18 protein-coding genes and 1 tRNA gene are annotated in these 17,286 nt (G+C 34.2%); 3 read left to right on the forward strand and 16 right to left on the reverse strand.

From position 1 onward, the window contains the following. Positions 1 to 29 precede the first annotated feature (29 nt). The 6 genes from IGL31_RS11225 to IGL31_RS11250 all read right to left on the reverse strand — a co-directional run bounded on the left by IGL31_RS11225 (position 30) and on the right by IGL31_RS11250 (position 6,363). Positions 30 to 899 (reverse strand): two-component system regulatory protein YycI, encoded by an 870-nt coding sequence (locus tag IGL31_RS11225; RefSeq protein WP_002288853.1) that lies wholly within the window; start codon positions 897 to 899, stop codon positions 30 to 32. After that, complete coding sequence (locus tag IGL31_RS11230; RefSeq protein ID WP_002318504.1) at positions 900 to 2,216, reverse strand: YycH family regulatory protein; 1,317 nt, start codon at positions 2,214 to 2,216, stop codon at positions 900 to 902. It abuts the gene before it with no gap. Then, positions 2,213 to 4,048 carry a cell wall metabolism sensor histidine kinase WalK gene (gene walK, locus IGL31_RS11235; protein ID WP_002294131.1) on the reverse strand — a complete coding sequence of 612 codons (1,836 nt, stop codon included), beginning with the start codon at positions 4,046 to 4,048 and terminating at the stop codon, positions 2,213 to 2,215. The genes IGL31_RS11230 and walK overlap by 4 nt, the downstream gene beginning before the upstream one ends. 4 nt (positions 4,049 to 4,052) lie before the next feature. Further along, positions 4,053 to 4,757 (reverse strand): response regulator YycF, encoded by a 705-nt coding sequence (yycF, locus tag IGL31_RS11240; protein ID WP_002288850.1) that lies wholly within the window; start codon positions 4,755 to 4,757, stop codon positions 4,053 to 4,055. A 189-nt stretch (positions 4,758 to 4,946) separates the two neighbouring features. Next, the gene (locus tag IGL31_RS11245) at positions 4,947 to 5,807 is read right to left on the reverse strand and encodes a DegV family protein (RefSeq protein ID WP_002294132.1); all 861 of its coding nucleotides are present in this window, start codon (positions 5,805 to 5,807) and stop codon (positions 4,947 to 4,949) included. Continuing rightward, a complete protein-coding gene (locus IGL31_RS11250; RefSeq protein WP_002322652.1) occupies positions 5,794 to 6,363 on the reverse strand; it encodes a DUF1836 domain-containing protein in 570 nt (189 codons plus the stop codon). Before IGL31_RS11250 ends, IGL31_RS11245 begins: the two co-directional genes overlap by 14 nt. Before the next feature lie 380 nt (positions 6,364 to 6,743). Here IGL31_RS11250 and IGL31_RS11255 point away from each other — a divergent pair. Then, positions 6,744 to 6,816 (forward strand) — tRNA-Lys (locus IGL31_RS11255). Between the two features lie 496 nt (positions 6,817 to 7,312). Here the strand turns inward: IGL31_RS11255 and IGL31_RS11260 are convergent. Genes IGL31_RS11260 through IGL31_RS11280 form a run of 5 tightly spaced genes read right to left on the reverse strand, consistent with a single transcriptional unit; the run spans position 7,313 to position 12,823 of the window. Next, entirely contained in the window at positions 7,313 to 7,699 is a 387-nt protein-coding gene (locus IGL31_RS11260) for a DUF4064 domain-containing protein (RefSeq protein ID WP_002294609.1), read from the reverse strand. After that, entirely contained in the window at positions 7,696 to 8,217 is a 522-nt protein-coding gene (locus IGL31_RS11265) for an RDD family protein (protein ID WP_002294608.1), read from the reverse strand. The genes IGL31_RS11260 and IGL31_RS11265 overlap by 4 nt, the downstream gene beginning before the upstream one ends. Before the next feature lies 1 nt (position 8,218). Continuing rightward, positions 8,219 to 9,253, reverse strand: coding sequence for a signal peptide peptidase SppA (gene sppA, locus IGL31_RS11270; RefSeq protein ID WP_002294607.1), 1,035 nt, complete (start codon positions 9,251 to 9,253; stop codon positions 8,219 to 8,221). Between the two features lie 32 nt (positions 9,254 to 9,285). Continuing rightward, entirely contained in the window at positions 9,286 to 10,701 is a 1,416-nt protein-coding gene (locus IGL31_RS11275) for an HlyD family secretion protein (protein WP_050497150.1), read from the reverse strand. Continuing rightward, positions 10,670 to 12,823, reverse strand: coding sequence for a peptide cleavage/export ABC transporter (locus tag IGL31_RS11280; protein WP_002307140.1), 2,154 nt, complete (start codon positions 12,821 to 12,823; stop codon positions 10,670 to 10,672). The genes IGL31_RS11275 and IGL31_RS11280 overlap by 32 nt, the downstream gene beginning before the upstream one ends. 257 nt (positions 12,824 to 13,080) lie before the next feature. On the opposite strand from IGL31_RS11280, the gene IGL31_RS11285 reads away from it, so the two are divergent. Then, positions 13,081 to 13,317, forward strand: coding sequence for a hypothetical protein (locus tag IGL31_RS11285; protein WP_002303465.1), 237 nt, complete (start codon positions 13,081 to 13,083; stop codon positions 13,315 to 13,317). 18 nt (positions 13,318 to 13,335) lie between these two features. Beyond that, the gene (locus tag IGL31_RS11290; protein ID WP_002307138.1) at positions 13,336 to 13,551 is read left to right on the forward strand and encodes a Blp family class II bacteriocin; all 216 of its coding nucleotides are present in this window, start codon (positions 13,336 to 13,338) and stop codon (positions 13,549 to 13,551) included. Positions 13,552 to 14,254: 703 nt separating this feature from the next. Here the strand turns inward: IGL31_RS11290 and IGL31_RS11295 are convergent. The 5 genes from IGL31_RS11295 to IGL31_RS11315 all read right to left on the reverse strand — a co-directional run bounded on the left by IGL31_RS11295 (position 14,255) and on the right by IGL31_RS11315 (position 17,105). Continuing rightward, positions 14,255 to 15,007, reverse strand: coding sequence for a response regulator transcription factor (locus tag IGL31_RS11295; protein ID WP_002325334.1), 753 nt, complete (start codon positions 15,005 to 15,007; stop codon positions 14,255 to 14,257). A gap of 14 nt (positions 15,008 to 15,021) precedes the next feature. After that, on the reverse strand, positions 15,022 to 16,269 hold the full coding sequence (locus IGL31_RS11300; RefSeq protein ID WP_002348775.1) for a sensor histidine kinase: 1,248 nt from the start codon (positions 16,267 to 16,269) through the stop codon (positions 15,022 to 15,024). A gap of 75 nt (positions 16,270 to 16,344) precedes the next feature. Beyond that, entirely contained in the window at positions 16,345 to 16,491 is a 147-nt protein-coding gene (locus IGL31_RS11305) for an EntF family bacteriocin induction factor (RefSeq protein ID WP_002294600.1), read from the reverse strand. A gap of 103 nt (positions 16,492 to 16,594) precedes the next feature. After that, entirely contained in the window at positions 16,595 to 16,906 is a 312-nt protein-coding gene (locus IGL31_RS11310) for a bacteriocin immunity protein (RefSeq protein ID WP_002287810.1), read from the reverse strand. 1 nt (position 16,907) lies between these two features. Continuing rightward, complete coding sequence (locus IGL31_RS11315; protein WP_002304799.1) at positions 16,908 to 17,105, reverse strand: class II bacteriocin; 198 nt, start codon at positions 17,103 to 17,105, stop codon at positions 16,908 to 16,910. Positions 17,106 to 17,286 lie beyond the last annotated feature (181 nt).

Consider the following 17,286-nt stretch of genomic DNA (forward strand, 5'->3'; position numbering starts at 1 on the left):
TGTAAACTTTTTTCATTATACTCGCTTTTTTATTGATCTTCCACTTTTGGTACAGTATTGTTTGTCACGATCGTATTGCTGAAAGCGTTGACGCTCTCGATTTGGACCACTTTATCGCTTGTTTCGATCGCTACATGCCAAACAGGAACATACACATTTTTTTCCCGGACTTTCAGAATACAGGAATAAGCTAGCTGACGCCATAAAATTTTTGATCCTCTTGGTATTTTGTTATTGATGTACAATGTATTGATTGCTTCCTCTTCCGTATACAGTTCCGTCTTTTCGCGCAGCTGCTCGATATCAGATAAATGCGTCTGCATGTATTTCGTGATGCTATAATCATTATCGTTTTTTTCTAAAGAAAGAACGATTTTTGCTGTATCATCATTGAATGGGATGCCTTCATACTCTTGGCTTGCTTGGATTTCTAGTGGTTCTTCTTCTAAATGAGAAAAGTTTTTCGTGTACACATAATCATTACCGAATAAAATATTGTCTTTGTTAGATAAAAAATCTTCCAAGGAACTACTAATTTTATCTGGATCGATCACGTTCTTTTCAGCATCTGAACTGGATAAAGATTTCGTCAAAACATCACCGTCTAAAAACACACCACTTGCCAGCAAGCCGCTTTTACCAGCCTTGCGATAATTCGCTAATGAAGTGCTAAGATTGGTCTGCTCCGCGCTAAGATAATAGCCTTGCTTGTTCTCAGACGAAATCTTCCCCGTGTAAGTGATATCGTCGCTAGCCAGACGTTGTTGGATTGATTCAGTCTGATTAGAGCGAATGACATTGTTTTCTTGGTATACCGCGTCATGATAACTGCTGAATAAAAACACATTCAACCCTAAAAAAGCGACGAAAAATATCCATTCGATTTTTTTGAAATCCAATTAATTCGCCTCCAATCCAGGTAATTTTTCCAGAAGGTCGTTAGCTGAATACCAGTTATCTTTATATTTCACATACCATTCAGGTAAGAGATCAACAACACGATTCGTTTCTTTGACATTTTGCCATGTATAGCCAACGATCACTGAACCAATCTTGTTGCTATCTGCTCCCTTAGCTTTTAACTGCTGGATGATTTCATTCGTACTTGCAAGTTCTACTTCTTCGTCTGAAGGTATCGGCACTTGAATCGTATTCAAACTGGTTTGGATATTCACTTGCACAGAACCATTCGTTTCACCGCCAACTTCCACACCAATCTGTCCTCTGCTGTCTGTCCCAAAAACCGGGAAGCCTTCCACGAATATCCGATAATCGATCGTATTGTCACTGCGGTCAAAATATCTGAGGTTCCCTAAAGAACTGCCTAATTTGCTAATATAGGGGAAACTTTCAGAAAATACACTAGCATTTTCTTTTTTCTCTGGCAGCTCTCCACGAAAATCAACTACTTGCGTTTCCGAATGGATAGACATTGTTTCATTCCCACCGTAAAAAATCAATTCATTGCTTTCATCATTATTCTTCACGCTATCTGGTTTCTGGAAAAAAGCATTTCTAAAAAGTGTATAGGGTTGCTGTGACAGGATATAACTATACTTTTTCAGTTTGATCGAATGTTTCGTAGCATATTGCGTGTCGATCGTCGATGGTTCTGTTGTCATTTCTGTCCATTTTGTGTCTTTTGCTGTTAATTCTTTATTGATATCTGTCCAATTCAACGAAATATTTGCTTCATATACGAGATGGTTCGAATAATTCAAAAATCGGATTTTTTTATTTCCTTGATCGAATTGTATTCTAGTAAAATACATATTTTCGCTTTCTTTTGCCAAGTTCGACACATCTAAATCTAAATCAAATGCTTCCTTGTATTCTCTTAGCAAAAAAGGCGCATTATAGGCCAACTCAAAACCAGAGTTCAGATTTTTCACTTGTTCAAACTGTGATTTGTCTCCTGAAACTACTTCAGAAAGCTTTCCAAATCTTGCTTTATCGATGATCAATTGCAATCGGTACACGAGATTTTCACTGTTGGTTTCTTGGATCGTTCCCGAATGGTGCCATGTAACATGAAGCGGAAGAAAGACTTCGGAAGTTTTTCGATTGCTTTGAGACTCGATCATTTGAGTGTTTGTCTCATCTACGTTGATTGAACTTTTTCCTGCTGGGCTCAGCCAGATTGCATAAGAGAAGTATATGCTTAACGCAACCATCAAAATGAGTCCTATACGAACGACTTTTTCAGAGATTCTCATTCCCACCATTCCTCCTCATAAGGTTCATATGGCAGCGAGATATAAAAAGTCGACCCTTTTCCTTCCTTGCTCTCTGCCCAAATAGCGCCTCGATGCGCCTTAATCACTTCTCTAGAAATAGCTAATCCAAGTCCTGTCCCACCTTGTGCTCTTGCACGTGCTTTATCTACTCGATAGAACCGCTCGAACACTCGGTTCAGATCTTTTTTAGGAATCCCCAATCCTTGATCGGTGATACTTAAAATCACGTTATTATGCGTTTCTAATAAGCGACAAGTAATCGTTCCCCCATCTGGTGAATACTTGATCGCGTTATTCATGATATTATCGACTACTTGGATGATTTTATCTGTATCTACTTCGACCCAAAGATCTCTTTGCGTAAATTCACGACGGATCTTATAATTTTTTTCCTGATTTCCCACCATCATATCAAACCGGTCAAGAACAAAATTCACTAACTCGTTGAAATTGACATATTCTAATTGAAGCTGGGTATTACCTGTATCCATGCGAGATAGATTTAAGAGGTCATTGATCATTCGAATCATTCGGTCTGTTTCATCTAGCGTTACCTTCAAAAAATTTGGTGCTACTTCCTCGTCTTTCCACGCACCTTCGCTCAATGCTTCGATATAACTACGCATACTTGTCAACGGTGTACGAAGTTCATGGGAAACATTAGAGACGAATTCACGACGTTCCCGTTCTGTTTTTTCTTGTTCTGTCACATCATGCAAGACAGCTACTAATCCGCTGATAAAACCTGATTCGCGACGGATCATAGAAAAGTCTACTCGCAAGATCATCTGATCACTTTCCAATGTACTGGTTGAACGGTCAAGTACCATTTCGTTTGGATCTTCTAATAATTTCCGCAACGTATATTCTTCTTCGATATCTAAAAGTGTCAAAATCGATTGTCCGATTGCTTCCTCGTTTTTGATATCTAGCAAGGAAACAGCCATATCATTGATCGTAATGACTTTACCCCTGCGATCTGTCGCAATGACGCCGTCTGTCATATGGGATAGCACGCTATCCAAACGATTGCGTTCAGCTTCCATTGTATCTTGAGCTTCTTCAATACGTTCAGCTAACTGATTGAAGGTATCAGCCAGCTGTCCAAGTTCATCTTGTCCATGCACTTTGACTTTCCGACTGTAGTCTCCTCTAGCGATTCGAATGGCTTGTTCTCTCATTTCACCGATCGGCTGTGTAATCGAACGAGCAACTAAAACAGATACGATCATTGAAATAAATGCCGCAATTAGTGAGGCAGTAAAGAAAATGACTGCTGTGTTATTGATTTCCGAATATTTTTGTTCGATATTACTTTTGACGTAAAGAGCCCCGATAACGGCATCGCCGGTCGGGGACAGGATCGGTTGAACATTGATATTCACCCGTTTATCGTCGTTATCTAAAGCAACATAACGTTTAGTCGTGAAATCATTGATATCAACATAATCATTTTTCTTTCCCACAGCGCTTTGTTCATTGACATCGGTTGTTCCTCGGATGATCCCTTTTTCGTCAACGACCCGTATTTCGATGATATCGCTAGTCGCACTGTTTTCAATAAATCTTTTGATATTCGCATTTACCTCTTCATCATCTGCATTATCTTTTCGATTCAATTCCGGGCTGATTGTTGTTGCTAATGATTCCACCGTTTGATTCATATCTTTAATAAATGTATTGATCGTGGAACGTTCTAAACCACGTATAAAGTAGGCACCAATAATTTCGATCGAGATCAATAAAATCAGAATAAAGGTAATAGCGATCTTAAAATTGACTGATCGAAAAAAGCGGACTTTTCTTTTCATCCAATTACTCCTGTTCTGGGTTACGCAAATAGTAACCGACACCACGACGTGTCACTAAATAATTTGGATGGCTTGGATTATCTTCGATCTTTTCACGCAAACGACGTACAGTTACATCCACTGTTCGTACATCTCCAAAATAATCATAACCCCAAACCGTTTGTAATAAATGTTCTCTTGTCATCACTTGTCCAAGGTGCTTCGCCAAGTAAAAGAGTAGTTCGAATTCACGATGTGTTAACTCGATTGTTTCTCCTCGTTTCGTCACCATGTAAGCTTCTGGATGGATCGTCAAATCACCAATCGTCAATTCCGCAGGTGCTGCCTCTTCTGGTTCCTTCGCAGCCGTGGCACCGCGACGAAGATTTGCTTTGACACGTGCAACTAATTCTCGGTTGGAAAATGGCTTGGTCACGTAATCATCGGCGCCTAACTCTAAGCCTAGGACTTTATCAATTTCAGAATCTTTGGCTGTTACCATAATGATCGGCATATCATAAGTTTTGCGTACCTCACGAGCAACTTCTAAGCCGTCCATTTTAGGTAGCATCAAATCAAGTAAAATCAAATCAGGTTCTACCTCAGCAACTTTTTCCAAGGCTTCTTCCCCATCATATGCAGTATAAACATCATAGCCTTCTTTGGCTAAATTGAATTTGACGATATCCGAAATCGGCTTCTCATCATCGACAACTAAAACTTTTTTCATAAAGAGCCACCTCTTATATATTATTGTCATACCTTCTCATTATACCGTATTTCTGCTTTTGTTTCATCTTTGCCTATAAAACAAAAGAGAAAATTAAAATGAAAGTGCAAAATACTTTATTATTTTTTGTTCTAACTTCAATAAAAAAGGAAAACACTGATTTTCACCTCAGTGTTTCCTTTTTTTGATTTATCCTTCTAAAACTTGTACACCGACACCCAATAATCCCGGACCAGTGTGGACTACTAATGCCGGAGAAATCTGGCCAAAGTAGATTTGGTTTGCTTGTGGGAACTCTCTTTTAAGTCTCGCTTCCATTTCAATTGCTTCTTCTTTCGCATCCCCATGGGCAACAGCTAAGTTGAAGACCTTTGCATTACCGATTTTTTCTTTGACGTAAGCAACCGTTTTATCCAAACTTTTTTTACGTCCCCTAGCTTTTCCTACTGTGTAATAAATCCCTTCTTCATTACATGAGATGATTGGGTTAAGCTTTAAAGCGGTTCCTACAATAGAAGCAACTAAACCGATCCGTCCACCTTTTTGAAGATATTCCAATGTCGCAACATTAAAGAAAACTTTTGTTCTTTCGACTAACTCATTCAGATTACTGATCAGTTGATCCCATTCTACTCCTTCTTCCAGCCATTTTGCTGCTTGGATCGCAGAAAAACCTGCACCAATACCAATATTTTTCGTATCTAGTACATATGCTTCCAATTCTTCTTGCTGTTGTGCAATTAAACGAACCACATTATATGTCCCGCTCAATCCACTGGAAATTGTTACCGCAAGTACCTTTTCATAACCGTCTTTTTTGATTTGCTCAAAGATTTCTGTGATCGACTCACCATCCGGCAAAGATGTACCAGGGATTTCCTCTGGCAAACGTTGATAGATCTCTTCAGGGGTAATGTCAATTTTATCTGTATATACCTGATCTTTATAAATAATTTTCAATGGGATCATATACATCTCGTATTTTTTTATCAATTCTTCTGGCACATCCGTACCTGAATCTACTAAAATTGCGATTTTATTGTTTTTCATTTGTTTTCTCCTCTTTTAAATATTCGGTTTCTAGAACAATCGTTTTTTCCGCAAGAAGTTTCATTGCAAACGATAAAGTTGCCGCTCTTACAGCAATATATTCTACAGGGGTTGCCTGGTCGAATTTTTGCGGATGAGATTTACCTTGTGCTAATTGGCTGACCATCCACACAGCTGCTTCTTGTTCATCGCAAAATAGATTATAGGCTTCACGAATTCCTACTGTTTTTCCTTGGAACAATATCCCTTCTTTGATTTCAGGAATAGTCAATACTTGTTTCAACGTAGTGATTGCAAGTAAAAATGCTACGTGTTCTTTGTTATATCTTTTTTTAACTGGTGCTGGTATCAAACCTAGTTTAACGTAATTGTTTACCATAGAAGAGGTAAGCAATGGATGCTTTTCTCCTTGTATCACAGGTGAAAGATAACGATCAACTAACGTTCTGACTTGGTCCATATAAAGTTCTAAGTCAGGGAGTTCTTCCCAGTGAGGCAGACGGAATGTTTCTAGTTCCTTCCCCCACTCCATTAATTGCTGACGCATTTTTTCCATCATAACCGCTCCTTTTTTCATTTCATAAACATGATATCAGACTTATGATAAACATTCAATCTAGTTGCTTTAACTAGGTGATTTGATTAGCGGGATTCCATGAAAACAAAAAACAAGAAGGCTAAGCCTTCTTGTCTTTTATCGTTAAGAACAGGAGACCCGCCGGGGAGACGGCGGGAAAGGAGTAAAAAATGAAAAAAGTGTTAGGGTTTGTTCTCTTGCAAGAACTTTGTTTGTTGGTATGCTTATATAATAGCGAGCAAATGTGAATAATCTATGAATGATTTCCTATAAGGAAGTAAAGATTTTTCTGATTTTCTTTAAATGTAGTCTTGCATTTTAAAATTCTTAGTGCTACTATTATTAAGTACTTTTTGTACGGGCCGTTAGCTCAGTTGGTAGAGCAGCTGACTCTTAATCAGCGGGTCGCGGGTTCGAGCCCCTCACGGCCCATTGGGTGCCAAACCCACGGAACAGGTAAATGTTGGTGCGAAAGCATTTCGAAAACATTTACGCTGTTCTTTTTTTATTTTTCAAAATAACTAGGGCTTTTTATTTTTAACTCAAAGTCCACTGTAGCCCTTTGGACTTTGAGTTAAAAAAGAAGCATAATTATGAACAGTAAAGTTTCTAATATAACAATAATTCGAGAAGTTTTGCAAAATCATGCTGCCAATGAACTCTCTAAACATATAGGATTAAATCTAAGTACTATAAAAGGTTAAAAAGTGAAGAATATTTAATAGAAAAACTAAATTTACTTGCTGCTTTCCCCTTTTCCATTAATACAACAATCAGAGAGTGTCTTTTTTTCGAAAAAATTAGAATAAATAAAAGACACGTAGTTTTTTTATCTACATGTCTTCCATCGACTACAAGTTATCATTTCTCAAAACGTATTTAGCTTTTAATTGATTAATTCGTTTCACGTTGTCTACACATTGCCTAATTAAGACTTTCTTATTAGAAGCATCAATCCCGCAATAATACCTAAAACTCCAGGAATTACCCACAATAATGTTAAAAGAAAAAATGGAATAATAGATAAAATGAGTAAACTAATACCATAGACCACTGTTTTTTGATTTTTTCTTACTAAAAAACCTATTATGAAAATCATTATCGAAAAAACTAGGGTAATTCCTCCAAATAAAACAACATTCCCGCTTAGATTGACTAACATATCTATATCCTTACTGGTTAGTTCTGTAGTATTTAAAGTAGTTGAATCAATAGAAGATAGAAACATACCACCCATCAATGCTAAAAGACTACATAAAATCCCTGTTATTCCACTAATTAAAATCAAAATAAACTCTGTTTTTCTCTTATTCATTTAATTCTCTCCAGATTAAGTGTTTTAGAATTAGAAATTTTTTGACCATAGTTAATAGCTTCTAATGAACGAATAACAACCACTGACGTGTTAGAAAAATAATCCCCAATATGTTGTTTCTTGGGCGTGAAAGCAGCCACCAAATACCCAATTTGAAATACAAAATTTTTTAATATAAACCTACATATACACTCACGAATAAAGATAGTTTGCCAACTTAGCTCTTTTTCCTCAAAGCTCACTACTCTTATCCCAAAAATCATTTTCCCAATTGTTTGTCCTGAATTCAGCTTAGTCAAAAGTACAAAATAGGTTAAATAAATAGCTAATGACGCTATACCATAAAAAGTAATAATGGATTTGTCAGATTCCAGTCCCATGATTTTGTAAAAGAGACCTATAGTAGCATGGGTGATGATGCTAATACAAATTAAATCAATAAGAAAAGCAAAAAATCGTAACCAAAATCCCGCAAATACATAATTAGGCAAAGTTTCAATGCCACTCTTCTTATTCATTTTATAGCCCTCCATAGTAATACATTGGTTTTGGAGTATCAGAAAATCCAAGTTTTTCAAAAACTGAAATTACACGATCTGATGTAGTTGCCTTTAGCCCTTGCCATTCAGCAATCTTATTACCTAACCAAGAAGAAGCAAAGCCAGTTGTGTCATTTTTATATTCTATAACCGTCGCATCAGTTAATTTCTTCTCTTTTTTTAGGGAATCTAATGCATCTTCAGAGTAACCAATTTGATCCACCAACCCATTTTCTACTGCTTGGTTACCATCATAAATTCTTCCATCCGCAAGTTCTTTCACTGCATTAGTATCCATATTTCTTCCTTTTGCTACAACATTGACAAAACGATCATAAGCACTCATCACAAATTCCTGTATAACTTTATTCTCTTCCTCTGAAGGTTTGTGTTGAGGTGACATCATATCTTTTAATGCACCACTTTTATACGTCGCATCAGTTACGCCAAGTTTTTCTAATAAGCCAGAATAATTTAAACCAGAAATAATGACACCAATTGATCCAGTTGTTGTTTCTTCCGTAGCAAATATTTTATCTGAACCAGCAGAAATGTAGTACCCTCCACTTGCCGCTGTATTTTTAAATGCAGTATAGATAGGAATATCTAGCTTTTTAATTTTTGCCATTTCTTTAGCAATCTCAGCACTTTCATATATTCCTCCCCCAGGTGAATTTACTTCTAATAACACTCCCTTAACCGCTTTGTCTTCTTGAATTTTCTTTAGCTGTGTTAAAAAATTCTGATGGTTATATTGTTCCCTACTAAAAAGATTGCTTTCACCTGTATCTGCAATAACTCCATTGACGGATAGTTTGACAATCTTTTTATTTGATGCGCCTTCTTCTAACGTTTCTTCTGTGATTTCGTTAGATCCGTAAAAAATCTTATTTATTCCTGTTAAGGTTGTATTTGATGCTTCCTCTTTATCTTTTCCTGGAATTAGCGCGACGATAATGGATAGTAACAATAATCCGCACGCTACTCCCACAGCAATCCATCTTCTTTTATTCATATAAACTCCTCCTATATTCTTAGTAAAAATAATTATTTTTTATTTAGAAACACATCGACAATTTGTTGCCAATATGTTTTTTCTCCTACAATTAAAGACAACTCTCCAGTTAATCCATAACGAAACGGAAACGATTGAGTTGTTTTTAACGTTCCTTTCACTGCATAAAAAACACCTTTCTCAGTGGCAGTAGAATTTTCTGAAATTTCATCTAAAGTTCCGTCGATCGTAATCGGAGCCCCACCTTTTTGATCCAATTTAAAATGAACCTTCATCCCTTCTTTAATATAGGTACTTTCATTCGCAGGTAAAAGTGCTGTAAATTTCATTTTTGATTTTTCGTGGATCGGATAAATTTCTGCAAGCACTGTTCCTTTGGCTAGTTCTGCTTGTCCCTTTGTTTCTTCATTTAAATGAACCGTTCCAGATACAGGAGCTTTTAGTATTCCTTTTGAAAGTTGATCGTCCAAACTTTTGATAACTGACTGGTTCTTCTCTTGTTTTTCATTTAGCTCTGTAACTGTTTGTTTTACAGTTGTTATTGCTTGTTCTAGCTCTTGCTTTCCTTTTTCCGTTTGACTAATTCTGTCATTCTCAGAAGTAGTTGGTTTAACTAATTTAGCTTTTTCTGACTGATACTGTTCTACTTCTTTTTTTAGTTGCTCAATTTGTTCATTTATGCTTGCTGAAATTGTCAGTTTCACTTGATTTTTTTGATCATCAGAAACATTATTTAGTTGTTCTTGCCAATTCTCATAGTTTGCCATCATTTCTTTTGAAAAATCTTTTAATGATTGATTATTACTCCAAGCTACCTGTACTTGTTGCCATTCTTGTAATTTACTATCTGAACTCTCAATTTGTTTTTCTAGTTGTCTTTTTGTCTTTTCGTATACTTCTAATTGCTTTTGATCATTTAATTCACTTTGCTTCAAAGCGTAGCGGAGTGATTCTTTTTCTGACAACATGCTCTTTAATTGATTACTGTAGCCAAAACTGTCATCCGTTGAAAATAAATTTTCTCCTTTACTTATACTTTCAATAAATAGCTGAGCCATCTTTATTTGTTGAGTAATACGTTGGTTTTCTTGTTCTATCTGAGCCTTTTCATTCTCTATTAAAGAACAATCCAATCTAACCAACACATCGTCCTTATGAACAAATTGATTTTCTTTTAGGAAGTTTTCCATTATTTTAGCTTCTAATGGCACTTGTAACTTCTCTATTTTTTCGGGGTTCAATTGAGCCGTTGTCCGAATAACAACCTCTTTTTTAGCAAAGGTTAAAAACAATCCAATAATACATAAAAAAAGAATTACAGGGTATAACACCCAACGGTAGAAGCTATGATGTTGTTTAGTATAGATACTAGAATGTTCGAACCAATTATTATTCTGCATAAATTGTTTCCCTCTCCTAGATTTCCCATAATTTTTGATAGATACCATCGGCAAAACGAAGTTCATCGTGCGTTCCTTTTTCTACCAAATGCCCTTCATGGAGAACTAAAATTTGATCACATGCTTTTGCTATTGGTAAATGATGCGCAATAAAAATAATCGTTTTTTCTTTTAAATTGAGGAGATAATTCATAATTGCATGTTCTAACAAGGTATCTAATCCACTAGTTGCTTCATCTAAAATTAATATGTCCGGATTTTTTAATAAAGCCCGTGCTATGGCTAATCGTTGTCGTTGCCCTCCTGAAAGATTATTTCCACCTTCTTCCAACAATGTCTCGTAACGTAATGGCTGTTGATTAATAAATTCATTTAGTTGGACTATCTCACAAACTTCTATTATTTGTTCGAAACTTGGTGGGCTATCTAAACCGAATATAAGATTCTCAATGATTGTTCCACTAAAGAAAAATGACTCTTGAGGCAAATATGTCACTCGATCGCGTAATATCTGAAAAGGAATGTCTAAGTGATTAATGTTTCCATAATGGATCGATCCTTCTGATGCTTCATAAAAACGAACAAATAACTTTGCAAGAGTTGATTTTCCAGAACCACTAACTCCAACTATAGCCGTTTTACTGTGCGAAGGAATTGTACATGAAATTTCGTTCAACGTTGGGGCCTTCATGCTATACGAGAATGAAACGTTTTTTACAGTGATATCTTGTTGAAATAATTGTTCAGAAAGCATATATTCAAAAGACTGGTTCGATTTTTCTGAATCAATCGCGAAAATTTCATTTAAACGATTATTTGCAACTTGAGCCGTTTGCATTTTCACTTGTAAATTAATAATGTTTTGTAAAGGATCTGTGAAAAATACTAGTAAAGCATTGTATGTGATAAGTTGACCTAGACTAATTCTATTATCCATAACAAAATAAGAGCCTAGCCATAAAATTAATGCACTGCTAATTAATTGAATCAAATGTTTAATTCCTTGTTGAATATTATCAAGCGTAACCGTACGAAATGATTTTTTCATTAATTTAACAAATTCATGGTCTATACGGTTATATACTTTCTCTTCACCGCTATATGCTTTAATTGTTTCTATTCCTTTAAGACTTTCTATGATACTAGAATTTACAGCTGCACCGGCTGCCATTTCTTCCCTGTTCGATTTTTCATAGCTTTTCACGAAAGCGAATATTGCAACTACATAAAAAGGCAAAGAGCATAGAGTGATTAAAAACAACGTACTATTCTGAATAGCTAACGTAACCCCAACAAGCAACACCATACCAATATCTAAAAATATTGATAACGTAGCACTTGCTAAAGCATCAATAATCTTACTGGCATCAAGAAAACGAGAAATAATTTCCCCTGATTTTCTCGTAGCAAAAAAATTCATTGGTAAAGTTAACACATGTTTGAAATACTGAAGCATAATTGCCATACTCATTCGCTGTCCTAAAATAATAAGAAGATAACTACGACTATATTCAAACAATACCCGAAATAAATAGACAGCGATCAAGCCAATGGAAATTATATTTAAAGTTGAACGTGCTTGATTAGGGATGAAAAAATCAAGAATACCTTGAAAATAATATGAGCTTCCTATGCCAAAAAACGTAATGAAAATCGATGCTAAAACGATGTGGAATACTAATCCTTTTTGTTTCCAAATTATAGGCAAAAAAGAACTTAATCCAGCTACTTTTTCTTTAATAGGAATATAAGTTTCTCTAGGCATAGGTAATAAAAGAATACCTGTCCATTCTTTTTGAAACGCTTCAATCGTTTTTCTATTTTTTCCATTGGCGGGATCTGCAATCCATAGTACGTTTCCCTTCGTTTTATAAATTACAACGTAGTGCATATAGCTGTTATCAACCAATATATGTGCAATTAATGGTAAGATAAGATCTCTTTCTTTCCAGATCTCACTATCTGCTTGAATAGCCATACAATCAAAAGACAATTTTTCAAATGTCTTTTTCAATCCAAATGCTGAAGTACCCTCTAAATCAGTCCCAGATAGGTCCCGTAATTTATGAATCGGGATATCAGTTTTAAAATATTTTAAAATCATCGAAAGGCAAGCAACACCACAATCTTTTTCATCTTGTTGCTGCACAAAAGGAAATGATTTTATCACTTATCTAACACAACTCCTTCTAAAAAATTTTTATAGAAAAATTCTCAATATAGCTTTAATACAGTGAAAATATTGTCTCATAATTCCACAAAAACTTTGAAAACAGTTCTTGAACACTAACTTTTTCATTCCTGAATCAAATTTATTTTGGAAATTTTACTATTCAAGAATAAACTTGATAAGTTTCAGGAAGATTTTTACTGTTAATCAAATACGTATGTTACAGTAGCACCGTAAAAAATATTATTTAAAGAAGCGTGTTTAAACATGCAAAATGTAAAGGAACTAAGTATTGTGGAAATGCACAAACTGTTGGTGGAGGCAATAATGCTTGGGGAAAATTGGGGCAAGTTGTAGGTGGACTTACCACAGGGGCAGTAGGTGGTGCAGGTTTAGGAACAGCAATTTGTGGACCAGCTTGCGGTGTTGTTGGAGGGTTATATGGAGCTGTCGCTGGAGGTGCTGCAGCTGGCTGGGATGCTCGAAAAAAATAAAAAAGGAGAATAAGTAGTATGCATATTAAAAACACAAAAACAACATTTATATTATCTTCAGAAGAGTTGAAAAATATTCAAGGTGGGAGTGCCGTGGGAGTTTTAGGCACTACTTTTTCTGGGGCAACAGCAGGAGTAAAACTTTGTTCAGCCGGAGGACCTTATGCAATAGCTGCTTGTGGTGTAGGTGGAGCTTTATTAGGTGCTGGATTCGGCATGTGGACCGGTGCGTAAACAATTAAAAAATATCAAACCTCAAGATTGGTTTGTGTCGATTACGAACATAGGTATGTTCTTTATCTTTTCAAAAGTTTGGAATGGACAGAACTTTTTACTAAAGCTTCTTGTGCTAGTTTTTATAATTATATTAAATTTTTATCTTTTATTAAAGTCAGATAAAAATTCTTTGGAAATGTAATGGTAGAGATATTTTTACAAAAGGACTTGGCGGCGCTGTAGTTGGTGCTGCAGGAGGACCTATTTCGGCCGTTACAGGAGGTATTGGTAATGTACTTGTCGGATGTGCATTAAAGCCTGTTCCTGCAAGTTAAATTTATAAAAACAGGAAAGTAATTATCTCAAATCCTATCAAGTACAATCATAGGATTGCACTTGACAGGACAAATTTTTTAACTAAAAAATGAAAAACACTTTCTAAAAATTAGTAGAATTTGCCAAATCTTTCGCATCTTCCACCATACATTTAATTTTAATTCCCCTTTATGGTACTTAATAAAAACAAGAAAAGAACTATTCATTTGGCCCTTTTTTGGTTCCAGACCATAGAAATATTCCTCCAGTAACTAATATTGCTGTTATGCACGTAACTAATAACAGCTATAAAAATTGGTACAACTTTAATAGGATTCAGAAAAATTTGCACTAGTGAAGGAATCTATTTTATTAGAAAAATGCAATCTCCCTAAAGAAAAAACCACTAAACAGTGCTTTCTTTCAACTTCTCCTTAATTTTTTGTGCTTTCCCTAAAGTAAAGTTTCTGGCCAACTCTGAATCAAAATATAGTGAACGTTTTTTAAAATCTATTTCTTTAACGTTAAAGATATTTACTAAACACGCTCGACTAATTCTTGTTAACATAGGATATTTCTTTTCAAGCTCACTAATTCTTCCATAAAATTCGTACTGCCCATCTTTAGTACACAATGATAATCTATGTGGTAATTTTGAAGCTTCTACAAAATAAATGTCATTTATATCAAAAGTAAATGTTTGAGAACCTATGGAAAAAACAAATGCTTGATTCGTAACCTGTTTTGTTGCATCTATCCTTTCTTGCGCTAATAACAATAACTCAACAATCTCGTTTCGATACTCATCTAGTGTTTGATCTTTTGTTACAAATCCTAACGTTTCAACTCTTCTTTTTATTGTTACGGGTAACATCTCATCATGAGTAGTTGTAAAAATGATTTTTGCTTGAACATCATATTTTCTGATTACTTCTGCTAATTCTATACCGTTAACTTCATGATTTAAATCAATATCTAAGAAATATATTCCTTGCTTTGGTCGGAATTGTTTGAGGTATTTTTTAACTTCTAACGGACTTTGTGTTTTCAATACTATCTTAAATACTTCATCGTGAAAAAGAATGAAATTATCAATAATTCGTTCTAACTGATTTAATTGTATAATTTGATCTTCACATAATATTATTGGATAACTCATAAATCCTCCTTCCCTCAAAACAACAAAATAACTTGAGTAGTAAATTGATACGGATCGTTTTGATAGTTCACAAACATATTGGGATTCTTTTTATTGATTTCCTCTATACTAGATAAACCTAACCCTTGATGTCCCTTTTTTGTTGTTATTCCTTTTTTCATTAGAGTATCTATAGAGAGTAGTATCTCTCTACAACTATTCGATATCGAAATTTCTATCTGTTTATCATCTCGGTAAATAGCTAGAGACAGTTCTCTATCTTGACTCTCTATAGATGCTTCAATTGCATTATCGAGAATAATTCCAAGCACCCTAATACAGTCAAATATTGGAACAGGAACTTCAATAATAGTACTTGGACATTCGAATTTACAACAAATCTTATTGTTATTTGCTTGGTATAGCTTCGCTATCAACAAACTTTTCAAATATTCATTTTTTATATTTTTTAAATAACGATATTCAAACTTATTGGTTAGATAAGAATTAGAATAGATCTCTAATTCTTTTATTTCTTTTTCCAATATCGAATCATGGTTTTGATTAGCGATTTCTTTTAAACTCAGCAATAAATTTTTATAGTCATGTCTAAATCTGGCAAATTTTTCTTGATCTTTTTCCAGTGAATCAGTATATTTTTTTAGATAAACCAATTCTTTTCTTTTCAATTGCTGTTCATATTGTTCTCGTTGCCTAATAGTTATTCTAATAAATAAAAATAGAACAACAAACATTTGAATGATTAAAAATATTAAGACACCAAACACAAAATGATCAAATACTTGATATTGATGAGCAACATAAGAAACAAATAAACCAATTGTAAGTAAATAAATCATGAATATAGCAGTAAGTTTAGAACTGGACTGTTCAACAATCCTATTTATAGCTAATTTTCTATATAACCAAATAAACATCAGCAAAAACAAAGAATCAAGCATTATCTGGAATACTACATAACCATACCCTTTTATCCCTTCAAATGAAAACATATACGTCATAACCATGGAAGTAATAATAGATCTGAAATCATCAATAAGCATACATAATAGTAATTTATTTAAAAGCACTATATTAGTTTTCTTCTTTTCCTTTAATATAAAATAACTTCCGATTATAGGTATAGCTGCGGAAACATCAGTAAATAATTCAACAAAAAAAGTGAGTGGTATCAATAAACATACAAAAAGATATTTTCTTTTGTTAAGATCAGTATTAGTCATATAAAATAAGAGAAAAAAGAAAAAGTTTCCCACGAACATTCTTAATAGATAAGCTTTTGTATCGATAGTAATCAAGAGATCCCCTCCTGATTTTAGGATATCATAAAAAAAATTTTAGTTACACTTTTTAAATAATGAAAAAACACATTCCACTAAATTTGATGCCGGTTTTCCTTGAGGTTTTGTTCCAGCACCTCCTTTAATTTTTTTAAGCTCTTGATCTGAACATTGTTTAGCATTTAGTCTATTTTTTTCTTCCATTACGATTCCCCCTACAAACTATAAATACTTTTATGGCACTGATTCAATATACCTATTTTTCTAATCAAAAAATTTTGAGACATATTTAATATTATAAGTATCATTAAAATTGAGATTTATCTCCATAATCTGCTCGATATAAACCATTTATTCCAGCAGTTCTTCCAATTTCACTCAAATTTCTTATTAATTCCTCTTGATATTCAGTGAATCTTATTTTATTAGTATAAGCAGTAAAATATAGATAATTCACCAATCTATTTATTAAAGGACTGGGATCTAATTCATATTTTTGTTTTTCTAATTTTAAATATACCTTTTGTAAAACCTCAAGAATATCAGAATATTTAGGATCTTTACTTATAGATATATCATTATATAATTCATGAACAATTTGCTTAGCATTTTTTTTCATTTTAGCACTTCCCTGGAATTGCTCCACCTAAAAAACCACCTATAGACATTCCTGCAATACAAGTAGTTGCCTTGGCCCAATCGACCGTACATTTATTTTTAGTGCAATACACTCCATTTCCATAATATTTTCCACTATGAGTGGTACCCCCATAGATAAGTTGTGTCTCTTTAATAGACAAAATTTTTAAATGTTTCATAATCTAATCACCCCTAAATTAATGTTTTTAGACTATTATTCTAACATTCATTAAATTTCAAAAAACAATTCCTTCTTGAAACGTAGCAAAATAATTCCTGAATAAGAATTTAATCACTTTTAAGTATATAAACTATGTATATTCTTTAATATTTTTTGAGAATGCACTTCGTACATAATAA

The sequence above is a fragment of the Enterococcus sp. MSG3290 genome, assembly GCF_050555565.1.
In the GTDB taxonomy this organism is placed as follows: domain Bacteria; phylum Bacillota; class Bacilli; order Lactobacillales; family Enterococcaceae; genus Enterococcus_B; species Enterococcus_B faecium.

Coding starts and splice junctions, on each gene's coding strand:
- IGL31_RS11230 (WP_002318504.1), bottom strand. CDS start 2,216: ATGAGAATCTCTGAAAAAGTCGTTCGTATAGGACTCATTTTGATGGTT.
- walK (WP_002294131.1), bottom strand. CDS start 4,048: ATGAAAAGAAAAGTCCGCTTTTTTCGATCAGTCAATTTTAAGATCGCT.
- yycF (WP_002288850.1), bottom strand. CDS start 4,757: ATGAAAAAAGTTTTAGTTGTCGATGATGAGAAGCCGATTTCGGATATC.
- IGL31_RS11245 (WP_002294132.1), bottom strand. CDS start 5,807: ATGAAAAACAATAAAATCGCAATTTTAGTAGATTCAGGTACGGATGTG.
- IGL31_RS11250 (WP_002322652.1), bottom strand. CDS start 6,363: ATGGAAAAAATGCGTCAGCAATTAATGGAGTGGGGGAAGGAACTAGAA.
- IGL31_RS11260 (WP_002294609.1), bottom strand. CDS start 7,699: ATGAATAAGAGAAAAACAGAGTTTATTTTGATTTTAATTAGTGGAATA.
- IGL31_RS11265 (WP_002294608.1), bottom strand. CDS start 8,217: ATGAATAAGAAGAGTGGCATTGAAACTTTGCCTAATTATGTATTTGCG.
- sppA (WP_002294607.1), bottom strand. CDS start 9,253: ATGAATAAAAGAAGATGGATTGCTGTGGGAGTAGCGTGCGGATTATTG.
- IGL31_RS11275 (WP_050497150.1), bottom strand. CDS start 10,701: ATGGTATCTATCAAAAATTATGGGAAATCTAGGAGAGGGAAACAATTT.
- IGL31_RS11290 (WP_002307138.1), top strand. CDS start 13,336: ATGCATATTAAAAACACAAAAACAACATTTATATTATCTTCAGAAGAG.
- IGL31_RS11295 (WP_002325334.1), bottom strand. CDS start 15,007: ATGAGTTATCCAATAATATTATGTGAAGATCAAATTATACAATTAAAT.
- IGL31_RS11300 (WP_002348775.1), bottom strand. CDS start 16,269: ATGTTCGTGGGAAACTTTTTCTTTTTTCTCTTATTTTATATGACTAAT.
- IGL31_RS11305 (WP_002294600.1), bottom strand. CDS start 16,491: ATGGAAGAAAAAAATAGACTAAATGCTAAACAATGTTCAGATCAAGAG.
- IGL31_RS11310 (WP_002287810.1), bottom strand. CDS start 16,906: ATGAAAAAAAATGCTAAGCAAATTGTTCATGAATTATATAATGATATA.
- IGL31_RS11315 (WP_002304799.1), bottom strand. CDS start 17,105: ATGAAACATTTAAAAATTTTGTCTATTAAAGAGACACAACTTATCTAT.